Annotated in this window: 17 protein-coding genes; 7 read left to right on the top strand and 10 right to left on the bottom strand. The window is 67.9% G+C overall.

Going from position 1 to position 17,541, the window contains the following annotated elements; genetic code table 11:
- Positions 1-17: 17 nt before the first annotated feature.
- From AC3EO7_RS12285 to AC3EO7_RS12275, 3 genes are all read right to left on the bottom strand, one after another.
- Complete coding sequence (locus tag AC3EO7_RS12285) at positions 18-1,187, bottom strand: thiolase domain-containing protein (RefSeq protein WP_435591230.1); 1,170 nt, start codon at positions 1,185-1,187, stop codon at positions 18-20.
- Between the two features lie 73 nt (positions 1,188-1,260).
- A complete protein-coding gene (locus AC3EO7_RS12280) occupies positions 1,261-2,295 on the bottom strand; it encodes a thiolase domain-containing protein (protein WP_431967088.1) in 1,035 nt (344 codons plus the stop codon).
- Positions 2,296-2,307: 12 nt separating this feature from the next.
- Positions 2,308-3,273: a Zn-ribbon domain-containing OB-fold protein gene (locus tag AC3EO7_RS12275; RefSeq protein WP_431967086.1), complete on the bottom strand. Its 966-nt coding sequence runs from the start codon at positions 3,271-3,273 to the stop codon at positions 2,308-2,310.
- Positions 3,274-3,528: 255 nt separating this feature from the next.
- Between AC3EO7_RS12275 and AC3EO7_RS12270 the strand changes: the two genes are divergently transcribed.
- Together AC3EO7_RS12270 and AC3EO7_RS12265 are read left to right on the top strand one after the other, a co-directional pair.
- Positions 3,529-4,566 (top strand): LLM class F420-dependent oxidoreductase, encoded by a 1,038-nt coding sequence (locus tag AC3EO7_RS12270; protein WP_435591229.1) that lies wholly within the window; start codon positions 3,529-3,531, stop codon positions 4,564-4,566.
- A 22-nt stretch (positions 4,567-4,588) separates the two neighbouring features.
- A complete protein-coding gene (locus AC3EO7_RS12265) occupies positions 4,589-6,187 on the top strand; it encodes an acyl-CoA synthetase (protein ID WP_435591228.1) in 1,599 nt (532 codons plus the stop codon).
- A 472-nt stretch (positions 6,188-6,659) separates the two neighbouring features.
- Here AC3EO7_RS12265 and AC3EO7_RS12260 read toward each other — a convergent pair whose 3' ends face one another.
- Positions 6,660-7,661, bottom strand: a complete 1,002-nt coding sequence (locus AC3EO7_RS12260; RefSeq protein ID WP_431967080.1) for a sigma-70 family RNA polymerase sigma factor — start codon at positions 7,659-7,661, stop codon at positions 6,660-6,662.
- A 177-nt stretch (positions 7,662-7,838) separates the two neighbouring features.
- Between AC3EO7_RS12260 and AC3EO7_RS12255 the strand changes: the two genes are divergently transcribed.
- Positions 7,839-8,258, top strand: a complete 420-nt coding sequence (locus AC3EO7_RS12255) for a VOC family protein (RefSeq protein WP_431967078.1) — start codon at positions 7,839-7,841, stop codon at positions 8,256-8,258.
- A gap of 58 nt (positions 8,259-8,316) precedes the next feature.
- Here AC3EO7_RS12255 and AC3EO7_RS12250 read toward each other — a convergent pair whose 3' ends face one another.
- A complete protein-coding gene (locus tag AC3EO7_RS12250) occupies positions 8,317-9,099 on the bottom strand; it encodes a crotonase/enoyl-CoA hydratase family protein (RefSeq protein WP_431967076.1) in 783 nt (260 codons plus the stop codon).
- Positions 9,100-9,158: 59 nt separating this feature from the next.
- Here AC3EO7_RS12250 and AC3EO7_RS12245 point away from each other — a divergent pair, with 59 nt between their 5' ends.
- Complete coding sequence (locus AC3EO7_RS12245) at positions 9,159-10,808, top strand: acyl-CoA synthetase (RefSeq protein WP_431967074.1); 1,650 nt, start codon at positions 9,159-9,161, stop codon at positions 10,806-10,808.
- Between the two features lie 85 nt (positions 10,809-10,893).
- Here AC3EO7_RS12245 and AC3EO7_RS12240 read toward each other — a convergent pair whose 3' ends face one another.
- On the bottom strand, positions 10,894-12,072 hold the full coding sequence (locus tag AC3EO7_RS12240; protein ID WP_431967072.1) for an FAD-dependent monooxygenase: 1,179 nt from the start codon (positions 12,070-12,072) through the stop codon (positions 10,894-10,896).
- Between the two features lie 100 nt (positions 12,073-12,172).
- On the opposite strand from AC3EO7_RS12240, the gene AC3EO7_RS12235 reads away from it, so the two are divergent.
- Positions 12,173-12,760 carry a TetR/AcrR family transcriptional regulator gene (locus AC3EO7_RS12235; protein ID WP_435591227.1) on the top strand — a complete coding sequence of 196 codons (588 nt, stop codon included), beginning with the start codon at positions 12,173-12,175 and terminating at the stop codon, positions 12,758-12,760.
- A 60-nt stretch (positions 12,761-12,820) separates the two neighbouring features.
- Here AC3EO7_RS12235 and AC3EO7_RS12230 read toward each other — a convergent pair whose 3' ends face one another.
- The 4 genes from AC3EO7_RS12230 to AC3EO7_RS12215 form a co-directional block, all read right to left on the bottom strand.
- The gene (locus AC3EO7_RS12230; RefSeq protein WP_435591226.1) at positions 12,821-13,174 is read right to left on the bottom strand and encodes a hypothetical protein; all 354 of its coding nucleotides are present in this window, start codon (positions 13,172-13,174) and stop codon (positions 12,821-12,823) included.
- A complete protein-coding gene (locus AC3EO7_RS12225) occupies positions 13,171-13,635 on the bottom strand; it encodes a hypothetical protein (RefSeq protein WP_435591225.1) in 465 nt (154 codons plus the stop codon). Before AC3EO7_RS12225 ends, AC3EO7_RS12230 begins: the two co-directional genes overlap by 4 nt.
- Positions 13,636-13,754: 119 nt before the next feature.
- Entirely contained in the window at positions 13,755-14,858 is a 1,104-nt protein-coding gene (locus AC3EO7_RS12220; protein WP_435591224.1) for an acyl-CoA dehydrogenase family protein, read from the bottom strand.
- Between the two features lie 21 nt (positions 14,859-14,879).
- Positions 14,880-16,073 carry an acyl-CoA dehydrogenase family protein gene (locus tag AC3EO7_RS12215; protein WP_431967066.1) on the bottom strand — a complete coding sequence of 398 codons (1,194 nt, stop codon included), beginning with the start codon at positions 16,071-16,073 and terminating at the stop codon, positions 14,880-14,882.
- 151 nt (positions 16,074-16,224) lie between these two features.
- On the opposite strand from AC3EO7_RS12215, the gene AC3EO7_RS12210 reads away from it, so the two are divergent.
- On the top strand, positions 16,225-16,413 hold the full coding sequence (locus AC3EO7_RS12210; protein ID WP_435591223.1) for a ferredoxin: 189 nt from the start codon (positions 16,225-16,227) through the stop codon (positions 16,411-16,413).
- Positions 16,414-16,457: 44 nt separating this feature from the next.
- On the top strand, positions 16,458-17,363 hold the full coding sequence (locus tag AC3EO7_RS12205) for a 3-oxoacyl-ACP reductase (RefSeq protein ID WP_431967063.1): 906 nt from the start codon (positions 16,458-16,460) through the stop codon (positions 17,361-17,363).
- Positions 17,364-17,541 lie beyond the last annotated feature (178 nt).

Below are 17,541 nucleotides of genomic sequence, written 5' to 3'. Positions count from 1 at the left end.
GCGGAGTAAGCCGAGCGTCAGCGAGGCTTTTCCGCGCCGACAACCCACATCGAGAAGTACTGGGATCCACCGCCGTACGCATGGCCCATGGCCTTGCGCGCGCCGTCGACCTGGTAGTCGCCTGCCCGTCCCATCACCTGCTTGGCCGCCTCCGCGAACCGGATGAGGCCGGAAGCCCCGATCGGGTTGGAGGACAGCACGCCACCCGACGGGTTCACCGGGATGCGTCCGCCGATCTCGGTCTCGCCCTTCTCCGTGAGCTTCCAGCCGTCGCCCGGCGCGGCGAAACCGAGGTTCTCCAGCCACATCGGCTCGAACCAGGAGAACGGCACGTAGATCTCGGCGGCATCGATCTCCTCGAGCGGGTCGGTGATGCCCGCCGCCTTCCACAGCGCGGCAGCCGCGTCCTGGCCCGCCTGCGGGTTGACCTGGTCGCGCCCGGCGAAAGTGGTCGGCTCGGTGCGCATCGCGGTGCCGTGCACCCACGCCACCTTCTTGCCCTCGGCTTCCACCGCCGCGGCCGCGTCGGCATCGCCGAGCACGATCGCGCACGCGCCGTCCGAGGACGGGCAGGTCTCGTCGAAGCGGATCGGATCCCACAGCATCTGCGAGGCGAGCACCGATTCCAGCGTGATGTCGGGCTGCCGGAGGTGGGCGAGCGGGTTCTTGGCGCCATTGCGCCGATCCTTCACCGCGACCATCGCACCGATGTGGGACGGCGCATTGGACCTGCGGATGTAGGAACGCACGTGCGGGGCGAAGTAGCCGCCCGCGCCCGCGCCGACCGGCATGGTGAACGGCACCGGAATCGACAACGCCCACATGGCATTCGACTCCGACTGCTTCTCCCACGCCACCGCGAGCACCCGCTTGTGCACGCCGGCCTGCACCAGGTTGGCGGCCACCACGCCGGTGGAACCGCCCACCGAGCCTGCGGTGTGCACGCGCAGCAGCGGCTTCCCGGTCGCGCCGAGCGCGTCGGCCATATGCAGTTCGGGCATCATGACGCCCTCGAACAGGTCCGGCGCCTTACCGACCACCACCGCATCGATATCGGCGATGGTGAGCCCGGCGTCGGCGAGCGCGCGATCGATTGCTTCGCGGCACATGCCCGACATCGAGACGTCGGTTCGTTTCGTCACGTGATGGGTTTGTCCGGTGCCGAGCACCGCGGCCGGAACGCTCATGCCTGCACCTCGCTGGCGCTCGGCGCCGGCATGCGCGTGGCGCGCTGGCACATGATTCGCTCACTTCGTTCGCTCATACCTGCCCCTCCAAAACGGTCACAAGATTCTGTTGCAGCGCGGGGCCGCTGGTGGCGTGGGCGAGCGCGCGGTTCGCGGTGCCCGCCATGATGGCTTCGGCCGCGAAACCGATGCGCTCCAAGCCCGCCGCGAACATCGGGTTGGCGGCCAGTGCGCCACCCGACGGATTCAAGGTGGTCTCCGGCTTCAGCCCGATGGCCTCGGCGAGGATCAGCTGCTGGTGGCTGAACGGCGCGTGCAGTTCGGCGATGTCGAAGCCGCTCAGGTCGCCGCCGGTAACCGCCTGTGCCGCAGCGGAAGTCGAGGGCGAGGCGGTGAGATCGCGAGCGCCGAGCACCGGGGTGTCGACGCGGTGCGCCATGCCGGTGATCCAGGCGGGCCGCTCGCACAGCTCGCGGGCGCGATCGCCGACCGCGAGCACGATGGCGGCCGCGCCGTCGGTGATCGGCGCGCAGTCGTGGGCGCGCAGCGGATCGGCCACATACGGTGTGGCGAGCAAGCTTTCGACGTCACCGGAAGCGCCCGCCGCCACCGCGGCCATATCGCGCTCGGTCCAGCGGCCCGCGTCGAGTCCGGCCCGCGCTTGGAGACCGGCGATGGACAGCGCGTCCGGCCACAGGGGAGCGACCAGGTAGGGGTCGAGCTGCATGGTGAGCACCTGGCGCAGTGTGCCCGCGGACGACTTGCCGAATCCGTAGACCAGCGCGGTGCGCGCCTGCCCCGACTTCAGCTTCACGAACGCCTCGTACAGCGCCCACGCGGCGTCCATCTCGACGTGCGACTCGTTGATCGGCGGCACGGCGCCGATGGCGTCGATCGCCGAGATGAACGAGAAGGCGCGTCCGGCAAGGTAATCGGAGGAGCCCGAGCACCAGAAATCGATATCGGACTTGGTGATGCCCAGATCGGAGTAGAGCTGCTGGAAGCAGGGCACCAGCATCTCGACACCGTTGGTGGTGCCGAAGGTCTCCGGCACGTGCGGTGCGTGGGCGAAGCCCACGACCGCGATGTCGGTGGCGTTGTCAGTCAACGTAAGCGCCTCTCACAGGTGGTGCTTGTAGGTCTCGTAGTCGGCGTCCGGCTCGCCGCTCGGCTCGAAGTGGTCGACGTTCTCCAGACCGTGACCCCACTCCTCGCGCGGCTTCCACACCGCTTTCACGCGCATGCCCATCCGCACTTCGCTTGCGTCGCAGCCGAGTACGAGATGCAGTACCGGAATGTCGGCGCCGTCCAGCAGCACATAGGCCGCGACGTACGGCGGTTTGATGCGCTGTCCGAGGAACGGAACGTTCACAATGCAGAACGTGGTGACCGTGCCGTGATCGGAGAGTTCGATGTAATCGTCGGTCGGCCTGCCGTCGGTCGGGTTGGCCCCGCGCGGCGGGAAGTACACCTTGCCCGCGGCGTCGGTGCGCGCGCCGATCAGCTTGCCCTCGGCGAGTCCGCGCAGGTAGACGGTCTCCTGCGGGGAAGCGGTGTGCTTGTAGGACAGATCGATCGGCGTGACGATCATCGTGACCGGCTCGCCGCTTTCGGTGGCGGGCTCGGCGGTGGACTGCTCGCCCGGCTCGAAGCAGACGATGTCCTTGATGCTGCCTTCGGTCTGTGCGGCCCACCGCGCCCGCACTCGCATGCCGGTCCGCATCTCGTCCGGCGCGGTGACGTCGACGGCGTGCAGCATGCTGGTGTCCGCGCCGTCCAGCTGGATCAGCGCCCAGGCGAACGGCCGGTCGAAGGGCTGGCCGGGCAGCGGCTCGTGCACCCAGGTCCAGGAGGCGACCGTGCCGGTGTCGGCGACGTCGACGAACTCGGTCAGCGGCTGGCTGGTCACCGGGTCGTACTCGGGCGGCGGCACCAGAACCCGGCCGTCGGACCCGCGCACGCCGACCACCCTGCGGCTCCGCAGACCGGTCAGGAATCTGCCGATGGTCGGTCCCACCGACCGTGTGTAGTCGAATCGCGCCCGCAGCGGGGCGCTCAGCACATCGGGTGCCGTGCTGGTGTCCAATTCCGACCTTCTCTCAGCTCTTCATCACCCGCCGCGGTTCCGGCGGCCGTCCTCGCGCCACGCGGTGGGCCGGGTTCGTCCCGCCCAGCTCGCGGCGGTGCTCATCTCGTCGGGCCCCCACCCGTGAATACGCCGGACGCGGTATTCCCCTTAGTCACGCTATCGAGTAGAACAGGTTCTTATTCTGGTGGCAAGGGCGTGCCTCCGCCTTCGCTCCGGCCGTGCGCGTAAAAGTTGCCAAGGAAAGGGACGACCATGAAGTTCGGATTGCAACTCGGATATTGGATGGCGCAGCCGCCGCGGAACGCGGGGGAGTTGGTCGTGGCGGCCGAGAAGGCGGGCTTCGACGCCGTCTTCGCCGCCGAATCGTGGGGCTCGGACGCCTTCGGTCCGCTCACCTGGTGGGGTTCGTCGACCGAGCGGGTTCGGCTGGGGACCTCGGTGGTGCAGATGTCGGCGCGCACGCCCGCCGCGACCGCGATGCACGCGCTGACCCTCGATCACCTCAGCGGCGGTCGTGCGATCCTCGGGCTCGGGGTATCCGGTCCGCAGGTGGTGGAGGGCTGGTACGGGCAGCCGTTCGCCAAACCCTTGCAGCGCACCCGCGAGTACGTCGGCATCATCCGCCGCATCCTCGCGCGCGAGGCGCCGGTGACCAGCGACGGACCGCACTACCCGCTGCCGTACACCGGGCCGGGCGCGACCGGGCTCGGTAAGCCGCTCAAGCCGATCGTGCACCCGCTACGTGCGGATTTGCCGATCTGGCTGGGCGCGGAAGGTCCGAAGAACATGGCGCTCACCGCCGAGATCGCCGACGGCTGGCTGGCGATCTACTACGCGCCGCGGTTGGCGAACATGTACAACGACTGGCTCGACGAAGGCTTCGCCAGGGTGGGCGCGCGCCGATCGCGCGAGGACTTCGAGATCGCGGCCAGCTGCCAGGTGGTGATCACCGACGACCCCGGCGCCGAGCTGGAACGGATGCGCTGGATCATGGCGCTCTACATCGGCGGCATGGGTGCGCCGGAGCTGAACTTTCATGCCCAGGTCTACCGGCGGATGGGCTACGAGCGCGAGGTCGACGAGATCGGCAGGCTGTTCCAGGCGGGCAAGAAGGCCGAGGCGGCGGCCGTGGTCCCGGACGAGCTGATCCTGGACACCGCCATCATCGGTGACGAAGGTCATGTGCGTGAGCAATTGAAGGTCTGGGAGGCCGCGGGCGTCACCATGATGCTCGTGTCGGTTCCGGATATCGAGCAATTGCACCGGCTCGCACCCCTTGTCGATCAGTAGAACGCGTTCTAAATTCAATGGGGTGACTGCCTCACCCGCCCCGTCCGCTCCGCCTCCGCACAATCCCCCTGCGCAGGAGTCGGTGAACATTCTCGGCCTGTGGAACATCGCGAAAGCCGAACCCGATCGGATCGCCATGGTCGATCCCTCGGGCCGCGAGGTGACCTATCACGAACTGGCCACGCTCGCCGACCGCTACGCCACCGGGCTGCGCGCCCTCGGCCTGCGGACGGGCGACGTGCTGGTGAGCATGGTGCACAACTGCGTCGAGGCGGTCGCCGCCTACTTCGCGGCCTACCAGTCGGGGCTCTACATCGTGGCGGTGAACTGGCATCTCACCGGCCCCGAGGTGGCCTACATCCTCCAGGACAGCGAGGCGAAGGCGTTCTTCGCGAGCGACCGGTTCGCCGCCGCCGCGAAGGCCGCCGCCGACGAGGCGGGTCTGCCTCCGACGGTGCGCTTTTCGGTCGGTGAGATCGAGGGCTTCAAGTCGGTGGCCTGGCTCGGCGCGGCCGACACCGGTCGTCCGTCCGAGCGCAGTACGGGCGCGCCGATGCTCTACACCTCGGGAACCACGGGGCGTCCCAAGGGAGTTCGGCGTCCATTGACCGGCGCCGATCCCGACGTGGTCCCGCCGCACACCAACGCCTTCTTCGGCTTGTTCGAGCTGGCGCCCTACGACGATCACGTGCATATCTGCGGGTCGCCGCTGTATCACACCGCGGTGCTGAACTTCGCGACCATTTCGATCCAATTGGGGCACAAGCTCGTTCTCATGGACAAGTGGGAAGCCGAGGAGATGCTGCGCCTGATCGACAAGTACCAGGTCACCCACAGTCACATGGTGCCCACCCAATTCCACCGGCTGCTAGCGCTGCCGGACGCGGTGCGCGCGAAGTACGACGTGTCCTCGCTGCGCAGCATGGTGCACGGTGCGGCGCCGTGCCCACAGGAGACCAAGCGCCAGATGCTGGAGTGGTGGGGCCCGACGGTCACCGAGTACTACGCGGCGACCGAGGGCGGCGGCACGGTGATCAACGGCGCCGACTGGCTGCGTAAGCCCGGCTCGGTGGGCAAGGCGTGGCCGTGGTCGGTGATCAAGGTGCTCAGCGAGGAGGACGGCAGCGAGGTCCCCGTGGGTGAGACCGGCCTGGTGTACATGAAGATGGGCGCGTCGAGCTTCGAATACCACCACGACAAGGCCAAGACCGACGACGCCAGGGTCGGCGATCTGTTCACCGTCGGCGACATCGGCTATCTCGACGAGGACGGCTACCTCTACCTGTGCGACCGCCGCTCGGACCTGATCCTCTCCGGCGGCGTGAACATCTACCCCGCCGAGATCGAGGGCGTGCTCATCACCCACCCGAAGGTCGCCGACGTCGCGGTCTTCGGTATCCCGCACCCGGATTGGGGTCAGGAGGTGAAGGCCGTGGTCCAGCCGGTGGACGGCGTGGAGCCCAGCGAAGCGCTTACCGCCGACATACTCGCCTTCGCCGCAACGCGATTGGCGAAGTACAAGATGCCGCGCTCGATCGACTACCTGCCGGAGCTGCCCCGCGACCCGAACGGGAAGTTGTACAAGCGGAAGTTGCGGGACAGGTACGTGTCGGCGTCGTAGGGGTTCGGGGCGCGCGTCGTTGGGTTGTGTAGGTGCGATTGTGCCTTCGGGCGGGTGTCGTTGGCTCGCGTCGGTGGCGGGGTTGGTCTTCGCGGTGCGTCGTTGGCTTGCCTAGGCGGTAGATGGCCTTCGGGCGCGTCGCTGGTTCGCGTACGCCGTCGGGTTGTTTCGGGGCGCTTCGTTGGCCCGCGTACGTGGTAGGTGGCCTTCGGGCGCGTTCGGTTCGCGTACGTAGTGGGTTGGTCCGGGCGGATCGTCGGGTACGGCACTCGACGTGCCCAGCACCGCTTCGAGGCAAACGTTGGTAGGCAAGCTAATTGGACCAGCTCAACCTGGGTTCACGTCGCGCGATCGGCCGTTCGACTAACGCGCCGACAACGTGGGAACCCGGCCGCCGGTCCCACCGCCCGACCCTGGGCATCCACCGGAACCCAACTGTCGACCGGCGAAACCCAACTCTTGGCAAACTCCCTCACGCAACAGCTTCGCGCAACTCCATCGGCAACCCGAACATCGGGAACAGCCGCTCCGTGTCCAGGAAGAAGTTCAGTCCCGCGATCGTGTCGCCGTCCAGTTCCAGCACCGTGATCGACCACGGCACGAAGACGCCCGGCTCCTCGGTCGGCTTGTAGTGGCCGAAAGCCGGCAACCCGTTCGCGCCTTCCAGCCGGACCATCCGGGATCCCTCGCAGGCGCTGCCGGTGCCGAGCATGAACGCGGCCACGTTGTCCGGGCCGGAGATCCACAGCTCGAAGGGCGGCATGGACAGTGCCACATCGGCTTTCAGCAGGGTGGTGAGCGTGTCCATGTCGTAGGCCTCGAAGGCGGCGACGAAGTCGTCGATCAGTTTGCGCTGATTGTCGTCGGATTCGTCGTAGCCGTCGGTGCTGGTCGGCTGCACCTTGGACATGGTGGCCCTGGCGCGCTGCAAGGCGCTGTTCACCGACGCGGGTGACATGGTCAGCGCCTCGGCGGTCTCGTTCGCCGAGAAGCGCAGCACCTCGCGCATGATCAGGATGGCGCGCTGGGTCGCGGGCAGATGCTGACATGCCGCGACGAAGGCCAGGCGCAGGGTGTCCTTGGTGGCCGCGTGTTCGGCCGGATCCGCCCCGAAGGCAAGGGCATTCGGGATCGGCTCGATCCAGACGTAGTCCGGCTGCGGCGCGGGCAGCGGCGAATCCGGCCTACCCGGGCCGGACAGATCCATCGGCCTTGCCCGGCGCTGCGGACCGTCGAGCATGTCCAGGCAGACGTTGGTGGCGATGCGGTACAGCCAGGACCGCAGGCTGGCCCGGCCCTCGAAGGAGTCGTAGGACTTCCACGCCCTGGTGAAAGTCTCCTGCACCGCGTCCTCGGCCTCGAAGGAGGAACCGAGCATGCGGTACGCGTAGGCGCACAGCTCCCGCCGGTGGCTCTCGAACGACGCGAGTACGTCGGGGGAGAGGGTGGTGGACGGGCTCGACGAGTCGCTCATGGGTGCCACCATGCCACAGCCCACCGACACAAAACAGGCCTCGGAATCAAGCTCCAATCGACCAAGATCGGCCGAAATCCGAGTGACGACGATCACAGATCGCCGCTGCGATGAGTTCGCGCCGCGGGGTCCGTCTCTATGTGTGAACACGCCGATGCGCCCCGAGAGGACGAGAACATGAGCAGCAAGATGATCTTCATCAATCTTCCGGTCACCGACCTGGACCGGTCGAAGGCCTTCTACGAGGCACTGGGCTGGAAGGTGAACCAGGACTTCACCGACGTGAACGCCTCCTGCATAGTCATCGACGACAACATCTGTCTGATGCTGCTGACCAGGGAATACTTCAAGACCTTCAGCACGCGCCCGATCGCGGACACCGTCTCGACGGCGGCCGCAGGCTACGCCCTCTCGCTGTCCAGCGCGCAGGAGGTCGACCAGCTGACCGAGGCCGCGGTGGCCGCGGGCGCGACCGAGGAAGTCAACGAGGAGAAGCGCGCCCAGGAGGCCGAGGTCGGTATGCACGGCCGTACCTTCATCGACCCCGACGGCCACCAGTGGGAGCCGTTCTGGATGGACTACCCGGGCGCCAACTGACGCAGGAACACAACGCGGCCCCCGTGCGCGAACGCGCCGGGGGCCGAGCCGTATTCGCTCACCGACCGGTGAAAGTGGGCTTGCGCTTCTCCGCGAAGGCCTTCGGCCCTTCCTTGGCGTCGGCCGACTTGAAGACCTCGGCGCCGAGCTGGGCGTCGATCTTGAAGGCCTCTTCCTCGTGCATGGCCTCGGTGTCGCGGATGGTGCGCAGAATCGCCTGCACCGCGAGCGGGCCGTTGGCCGCGATCAGGTCGGCCAGTTCGAGCGCCTTGTCCAGCGCCGTGCCGTCCGGGACGACGTGCCCGATCAGGCCGATCTCCTTGGCCTCCGCCGCGGTGACGTGCCTGCCGGTGAGCAGGATGTCGGCGGCGACGGTGTAAGGAATCTGGCGCACCAGGCGCACCGCGGAGCCACCGAGCGGGAACAGGCCCCAGCGCGCCTCGGACACACCGAACTTCGCGCTCTGGCCCGCCACGCGGATGTCGGTGCCCTGGAGGATCTCGGTGCCGCCCGCGATGGCCGGGCCCTCGACCGCCGCGATCAGCGGCTTGGTGAGCCTGCGGCCCTTGAGCAGCGCCTCGATCTTGGACAGGTCCCAGCCGCCCCCCTTGAACGAATCGCCGGGGTGCTGAGTGGTCATCGCCTTGAGGTCCGCGCCCGCGCAGAAAGCGCCGCCCGCGCCGGTCAGGATCGCCACCCGGATGTCCGGATCGCTGTCCACCTGGTCCCAGGCGTCGCGCATGATCGCCATCATTTCGGCCGACAGCGCGTTGCGGGCCTCCGGCCGGTTCATGGTGACGATGAGAACGTGATCGCGCTTCTCGACGAGGCAGTGCGGCATTGCTGATCTCCTGACTTTCGAGCCTTGTCAAGAACAGTAACACGTTCTATTTTTAGCGTGTGAGCCACAACATAGCCGACCTCGTCGAACATGCCATCGACCTCATGCCCGATCGCGTCGCGCTGGCCGACGACGGCCGTGAGGTGACCTATGCACAGCTGGAGGAGCGCGCCAACAAATTGGCGCACTACCTGCTGGAACAAGGCGTACAGCCGGGCGACAAGGTGGGCATCTACTCGCGCAACACCATCGAGGCCGCCGAGGCCATGGTCGCGGTGTTCAAAGCGCGGGCCGTGATGATCAACGTGAACTACCGATACGTCGAGAACGAGTTGCAATACATCTTCGACAATTCGGACATGGTCGCGCTGATTCACGAGCGCCGCTACAGCGACAAGGTGGCCGCGGTCCGGCCCGCGATCTCGCAACTGCGCACCGTCATCGTTGTGGACGACGATACGACCGGCGCCATCCCCACCGCAGCGGATTCGGTGGAATACGAAGCGGCCCTCGCGCAGTCCTCCGGCGCGCGCGATTTCGGCGAACGCTCCCCGGACGACCTGTACATGCTCTACACCGGCGGCACCACCGGCATGCCCAAGGGCGTGATGTGGCGGCAGGAGGACGTGTGGCGCGTGCTCGGCGGCGGCATCAACTTCCTCACCGGCGAATACGTCGCCGACGAATGGGATCTGGCGAAGCTGGGCGCGGCCAACCCGCCGATGACCCGGTTCCCGATCCCGCCGATGATCCACGGCGGCTCCCAGTGGGCCACCTTCCAGAGCCTGTTCGGCGGCGGCAAGACCGTGATGATCCCCGAGTTCACCGGGCACGGCGTGTGGCAGCACATCGACCGCCACGGCATCAACCTCATCTTCATCACCGGCGACGCCATGGCCAGGCCGATGCTGGACGCGCTGATCGAGGGCAACCCGGAAACCGATGCGCCCTACGATCTCTCGACGCTGTTCGCGATCGCCAGTAGCGCGGCGCTGTTCTCGCCCGCCATCAAGGAGAAGCTGCTCGATCTGCTGCCGAACCGGATGATCACCGACTCGATCGGGTCGTCCGAGACCGGTTTCGGCGGGTTGAGCATGGTCGCGAAGGGCGCGGCGCACACCGGCGGGCCGCGGGTGAAGATCGACGCCTCCACCGAGGTGCTCGACGAGCAGGGCAATCCGGTGGCGGCCGGATCCGGCCAGATCGGCATCCTCGCGCGCAAGGGGCACATTCCGCTCGGCTACTACAAGGACGAGGCCAAGACGGCCGCGACGTTCAAGGAGTTCAACGGAACTCGCTACTCGATCCCCGGCGATTACGCGCGGGTCGAGGAAGACGGCACCGTCACGATGCTCGGCCGCGGTTCGGTCAGCATCAACAGCGGCGGCGAGAAGATCTTCCCGGAGGAGGTCGAGGGCGCGCTGAAATCGCACCCCGAGATCTTCGACGCGCTGGTGGTCGGCGTCGACGACGAGCGCTGGGGTCAGCGCGTCGTCGCGGTGGTGCAGTGTCGCGGCGACAACCGGCCCACCCTGGAGGACCTGCGTCCGGTGCTGACCAAGGAGATCGCGCCGTACAAGCTGCCGCGCAGCCTCTGGTTCGTCGAGGAGATCAAGCGTTCGCCCGCGGGTAAGCCGGACTACCGCTGGGCGAAGGCTCAGACCGAGGAGCGCCCGGCGGACGAGCAGGCCGAGGCGAGCGCCAAGTAGTCACGAGGGCAGGAAGGGGCCGCCGCGATCATCGCGGCGGCCCTTTGCCGTGTGCCGAATATCGAGGCCCGAGTGCGTCTTTCGGTCAGCGGTTCGTCAGCTCGGCCAAGCGGAAGGCGAGCCGGGTGCGAATCGCGGGGATTCGGCTCAGCGTCGAAAGCGCGGTGTTGCGCGCGAGCCTGGCGAGGCGGGGGCGCAGCGTGGCCATCTTCGTCATGCGGTCGGTGAACGCCACCACTTCCACGGCGACCGGACGGCGGGTGGCCTCGTACTCGTCCAGGAGGGTTTGCGGCTCGCCGGCCAGCACCCGCGCGAGCAACGGGCCGAGGGCGGCCGCGTCCTGGATACCGGTGTTCATGCCTTGCCCGCCCGCCGGGCTGTGCACGTGCGCGGCGTCGCCCGCCAGTAGGACGCGACCCGCGCGGTAGCGGTCGGCGACCCGGTGGTGCACGCGGAATCGCGAGCTCCAGAGCACTTCTCGCACCCGCACGTCGCCGCCGGGGCCGCGGGCGTCGAGGATCGCCTGGATGTCCTCGGCGGTGGGGTGTTCGGGCGCTTCGGCCACGGTGGCGACCACCCGGTAGCGATCGGGTTCGGCGTCGTCGGGCAGCGGCGCGACCACCGTGACGCCCTCCGGCGAAAGGTGCAGCGCCACTTCGTCCCTGGCGATCGGCCAGGCCATGCGGACGTCGGCCAGGACGAACGAGGCCGGGTAGGTGTCGCCGGTGAAGCCGATGCCCGCCTGTTCGCGCACGGTGCTGTGCATGCCGTCGGCGCCGATCACGTAGTCGGCGCGGATCGTGCCCGTGGTGTCCTCGGCGTCGGTGTATTCGACGGTGACGCCGTCGTTTTCCTGCACCACCCGGGTGACCACGTACGGCCGGTGCACCTGCCCGCCCGCCTTGTGCAGGCGCTCGAGGAGCACCGCCTCGGTGGTGTCCTGCGGGGTCATCAGGGTGTACGGGTACGGGGTCGGGAGCTTGCCGAAGTGGATGGTCGCGAGGGTGCGCGCGCCGTCGTGCACGGTGAAACGCGGAACCTGGATGCCGCGCAGGATCAGTTCGTCGGCGATGCCGAGCTCGGCGAGCACCTCGAGGGTGCGGGCGTGCACGACGGCGGCGCGGGAAGTGTTGGCGCCCTCGGCGAGCCGGTCCAGCACGACGACGTCGACGCCCGCGTCCGCGAGGGTGATGGCGGCGGTGAGTCCGGCGGGTCCGGCGCCGACGACGAGTACGGAGGTGGTGCGGGGGAGCGGGGCATTCATGGTGGCTCCTAGGTCAACATCTGTAGGCCAACGCTTGTTGTCATAACGATAGATCGGTACGCGCGCAGATGTCAACAGTTGTTGGCCTACAATTGTTGGCATGACAGAGTCGTCCGATCACGCCCCTGCCCGTCGCTCCGACGCGACCCGCGCCGCGATCCTCGACGCAGCGCGGGCGCGGTTCGCCGCCGAAGGGTTCCGCAAGGCCACCATTCGCGCCATCGCCGCCGACGCCGCCATCGATCCGTCCATGGTGATGCGCTATTTCGGCAGCAAGGACGGCCTGTTCGCGGCGGCCGTCGACATCGATCTGGAGCTGCCCGATCTGGCCGCCGCCGAGCCGGACACGCTGGGCGAGTTGCTGATCCGCCGCTTCCTCGCGATCTGGGAGGATCGGCAGAACACCGTCCTGTTGATCCTGCTTCGCTCGTCCATCACCGACGACGCCGTCTCCGACCGCTTCCGCGTGATCTTCGCCGAACAGGTACTGCCCGCGGTGCTGCGCTTCGGCGACCCGGCCGACGCCCCCCGCCGCGGCGGCCTCATCGTCACCCAACTCCTCGGCCTGGCCCTGTGCCGCTACGTCCTACAAATCCCCCCTGTCGTCGCCATGACCCCACCCCAGCTCATAGCCGACATCGCCCCCACCCTCCAGCGCTACCTGATCTCCACCCCACCCGCCGCATAGCCTGGGATAGTGGTCAAAGCCCTGCGTGGCAGCACTTTTCGCTCGCCGTGTTCGCTATGTCTAGCGGCGGCGGTCGGTCTGCCGGGGATGGCCGGTGCTTGCGAGTGTCAGGAACAACGTTCTGGTCTCGTCATCTATCGCGTACCAGATCCGCCCGCCGCTGGTGATCTCGTATTGCCACTGTTCGAGGACGGCGCCGCCCATCTTGATCGAACCGAGGTCGTACTTCAGTCGATGCTGGCGAGCCGGGTTGCCGACGCTGCGTGGGTCGGAGGTGATGTCGGTCCAGGCTCGGTCGAGATTGCTTGGTGCCTGGGCAAGCAATTCGGCCCAACCGCGTGCCGCATTGAGGTTGTGTACGACGACGCGCCACGGGCGGGGGCGCGGTACGTCGTCCCCTTTCCGCAGCTTCATTCGGCTGCTCCCGGTCGCGGAACTTCGCCGAAGTCCGACGGCGCGAAGGGGCCGGCGAGCCGGCGCGCCAATTCCGGCTGTGCATAGATCTCGGCCGTGTGCTGCCAGGCGATCAGGTCGCGCGCGAACGGCGTGAACAACCCCGTCTCGGCACCCGCGATGAGATGGTCGAGCAGTTCCGTGACCGCTTCGCTCCGGCCGGTCTCGGGTAGCCACTTCAGCCAGGGCAGTTCTTCGGCGAACACCTCCTCGGCGAGGCCGCGATTCGACCTGGCGATGATCGCGATCGTGCGCGCCAGCAGACGTACGGCCGTGTCCTTGGCCTCGAAACGTTCGGACCTGGACAACACGAGATTCTCCGCGTCGCGACGCTCCAGGATGACATCGGCGTTCTCCAGTGCTGGGAACACGGACGTCTGCTTGCGGATCAAGTCGCTGAACGGGAAATTCTTCGCGGTCATGAGCCCAGTGTAGCCACTTATCTGAAGTAGTTCAGTAATGTCGATCCGCCTGAAGGTGGTCCCGAAACGGCGATCGGCCCGTCGGTTGTGCCGACGGGCCGATGTCAGGGTGGTTCGGATCAGGATGGGTTGGCGAGGAGGGCGCCGAGGGCGCGGAGGTGGTCGGTGCCTGCGCCGAGGGCGAATTCGTTGTGCTTGGCGGCGGTGAAGTAGTTGTGCACGATGTGGTCGCGGTCGATGCCGACGCCGCCGTGCACGTGCACGACGGTGTGGGCGACGCGGTGGCCCGCGTCGGCGGCCCAGAACTTGGCGGTATGCACGGCCTCGGCGGCGGGCAGGTCCTCGGCCAGCCGCCAGGCGGCCTGGGTGACCGCGAGGCGCAGGCCCTGGACGTCGATGTAGGCGTCGGCCAGGCGCTGTGCGACGGCCTGGAAGCTGCCGACGGCCTTGCCGAACTGCTCGCGCTCGCGGGCGTAGTCGGCCACCAGGTCGAGCGCCTTCTCGACGGTGCCGAGCTGCTGGGCGCTGAGCCCGAGCCAGGCGCGGGTGAGGATCCAGTCCAGCAGATCCGCGCCGCCCTCCACCGTGCCGACCAATTCGGCCGGGGTGTCGGTGAATTCGACGCCGAATTCCGCGCTGAGGTCGACCACCTGCTGCGCGGTGACCTGCACCGACGCGTCGGCGGGGTCGACGAGGAAGACCGCGGGCACCCCGGAGACCGTGGCGGGCACCAGGATTCGCGCGGCGCGGTCGGCGTAGGGCACCGTGGTCTTGGCGCCGGTCAACCGCCAGGCGCCTCCGCTCTCGCGGGCGACGGTGGTCGGCTTGGCGGGCTCGTAGTTGTGCTCCTCGGCCAGTGCCGCGGTGAGGATCGCGCCGCCCTCGCCCGCCCGCGTCGCCAGCGCGCGCTGTTCCTCGGAACCGAACCGCGCCAGCGCGCCCGCGCCGACCACGATCGACCACAGGTACGGCACCGCGGCGACCGACTTGCCGAGTTCGCGCAGCACCGCGGTCTGCTCGAGCGCGTCGAGGCCGCTGCCGCCGACGTTCTCCGGCAGCACCGCGGCCAGCACGCCGGTCTCGGCCAGCGACTTCCACAGCGGCTCGTCGAACCGGCCCGCCACGTCGAGTGCGCGCAACCGGTCGGCGGTGACGAGCTTGCCGCACACCTCGCCGGTCAGGCGGGCCAGGTCGAGCTGGGCTTCGGTGGGGGTGAAATCCATGGTGGTCTCTCTGCTTTCTGCTCAGCGCGCCGCGGCAGGCTGGCGGAGGGCGGTCATGGCGATGATGTCGCGCTGCACCTCGTTGGTGCCGCCGCCGAAGGTCAGGATCAGCGCGGCCCGGTGGAAACGCTCCAGGCGTCCGCGCAGTTCGGCGCCGGGCGAGTCCTGGCGCAGATAGGCCTGCGGGCCGAGCACTTCCATCAGCAGCCGGTACGCCTCGGTGGCCAGCTCGGTGCCGTAGACCTTGCAGGTCGAGGCGTCCCACGGGCGCGGCGCCGCGTCGCCGCCCGCGTCGGCGCGGCTGGCGATCTCCCAGTTCAGCAGCTTGAGGTATTCGACCTTGGCGTGCACCTTGGCCAGGTTCAGCTGCACCCATTCCTTGTCGATGACGCGCGAGCCGTCCCCCGCCTTGGTGGTGCGGGCCCACTCGACGGTCTGGTTCAGCGCGACCGTCAGCGGGCCCGCCGAGGTGAGCGCGACGCGTTCGTGGTTGAGCTGGTTGGTGATCAGCGCCCAGCCGCCGTTCTCCTGGCCGACCAGCGAGCTCACCGGCACGCGCACGTCCTGGTAGTAGGTGGCGCTGGTGTCCGGCCCCGCCATCGTGTGCACCGGCGTCCAGGAGAAGCCCTCGGCCGTGGTCGGCACGATGAGCATGCTGATGCCCTTGTGCTTCTTGGCGGTCGGGTCGGTGCGCACCGCGAGCCAGACGTAGTCGGCGTAGGCGATCAGGCTGGTCCACATCTTCTGGCCGTTGATCACGTACTCGTCGCCGTCGCGCACCGCGGAGGTGCGCAGGCTGGCCAGGTCGGTGCCCGCGCCCGGCTCGGAGTAGCCGATGGAGAAGTGCAGCTCGCCCGCGGCGATCTTGGGCAGGAAGAACTTCTTCTGTTCCTCGCTGCCGTAGTGCATGATCGTCGGAGCCACCGAGTTGATGGTCAGGAACGGCACGGGCGCGCCGGCGATGGCGGCCTCGTCGGTGAAGATCAGCTGGTCCATGGTCGGCCGGTCCTGGCCGCCGTACTCCTTGGGCCAGGCCAGCGTCAGCCAGCCGTCGCGACCCATCTCCTGGACGACCTCGCGGTAGACATTGCCGTGCCCGTACTCACCGGTCGTCGCGCTCAGCGCGGCCCGGCGCTCCGGTGTGATCAGCCGAGCGAAGTAGTCGCGCAACTCGGCGCGGAGCTCTTCTTGCTGCGGCGTGTACGCAATGCGCATGGCAAAACCTCATGTCGTTAGATTCGCTTGTCCCGATGATTGCATATCGACTGAAACATGTTCCAGTATTGCCCAGGAATCCGGCCGATGGCGGCGCGTGTGACCGCGCAGGCTTGTAGGCTTTGAGATGAGTCGCAGATAAGGAGTTTCCATGAAGGTCAGTGTCGATCGGGATCTGTGCGAGGCGAACGGAATCTGTGTCGGAATCGCCCCCGACGTGTTCGAACTCGATGACGAGGACCAGCTGCACATCCTGACCGCCGAGGTGTCCGACGACCGCCTCGGCGATGTCGAGGATGCGGTGGCGCAGTGCCCGAAAGCCGCGCTGAAGCTTCTGTGAAAGTTTCTTGCCAGTAGGTTGGAACACGTTCTAAAGTCGGGCCGGTGAACGAAACTGATCTGAGCTTGGCGGGCCGTGTGGCGATCGTGACCGGCGCGGGCGCGGGACTCGGCAAGGCCGAGGCGCTCGCACTGGCGGGCGCGGGCGCGTCGGTGGTGGTCAACGACCTCGCGGAATCCGACGCGGTCGCCGAGACGCTGGCCGAGATCCGGGCGCTGGGAGCCAAGGCGGAGTTCGTCGCGGGCAGTATCGCGGAGCGCGCCACGGCCGACGCGCTGATTCGCACCGCCAACGAGGCGTTCGGCAGCGTGGACGTCGTGGTCAACAACGCGGGCATCACGCGTGACCGCATGCTGTTCAACATGTCCGACGAGGACTTCGACGCGGTGCTCGCGGTGCACCTGCGCGGGCATTTCCTCTTGTCCCGCAATGCCGCCGCCTACTGGCGTGTCAAGTCGAAGGAGGCGGGCGCGCCGGTCTACGGCCGCCTGATCAACACGTCCTCCGAGGCGGGTCTGCTCGGCCCGGAGGGGCAGGCCAACTACGGTGCGGCCAAGGCGGGCATCACCGCCCTTACTCTCTCGGCCGCGCGTGCGCTCTCGCGCTACGGCGTGCGGGCCAACGCGATCGCGCCCCGTGCGCGGACGGCGATGACTGAAGCCGTGTTCAGTGCGGCCCCCGAAGCCGGAATCGATCCACTCTCGCCCGATCATGTGGCGCGTCTGGTCGCCTACCTCGCCTCGCCCGCGGCCGATTCGGTCAACGGGCAGTTGTTCGTGGTCTACGGACCGATGGTGGCGCTGATGGCCGCGCCCGTCGTCGAGCGGCGCTTCGACGCCGCCGGGGCGGCGTGGGACTCCGCCGACCTCGCGGCCACGCTCTCCGGCTACTTCGCCGAGCGCCCGGCCGGGCAGACCTTCTCGGCTTCCTCGGTGACCGAACTCGGCTGATCGCCGGGCGATCGCCTCGGTCGTCGATGATTAACTGATCAACTGTCCAGCTGTTGATCATGAGTCCAGCACTTGGTAGACATGGGTGACCGGTGTGTGACGCCTCACAAAGGCGTCACCGCCTACGTATGACACACGTTTCATATTCGAGGTCCGTCATCTAGAAAACGTGCAGTTC

It is taken from the genome of Nocardia sp. bgisy118 (assembly GCF_057708605.1).
The sequence above is the reverse complement of the archived record's forward strand: the minus strand, read 5'-3'. Positions and strand labels throughout refer to the sequence as shown.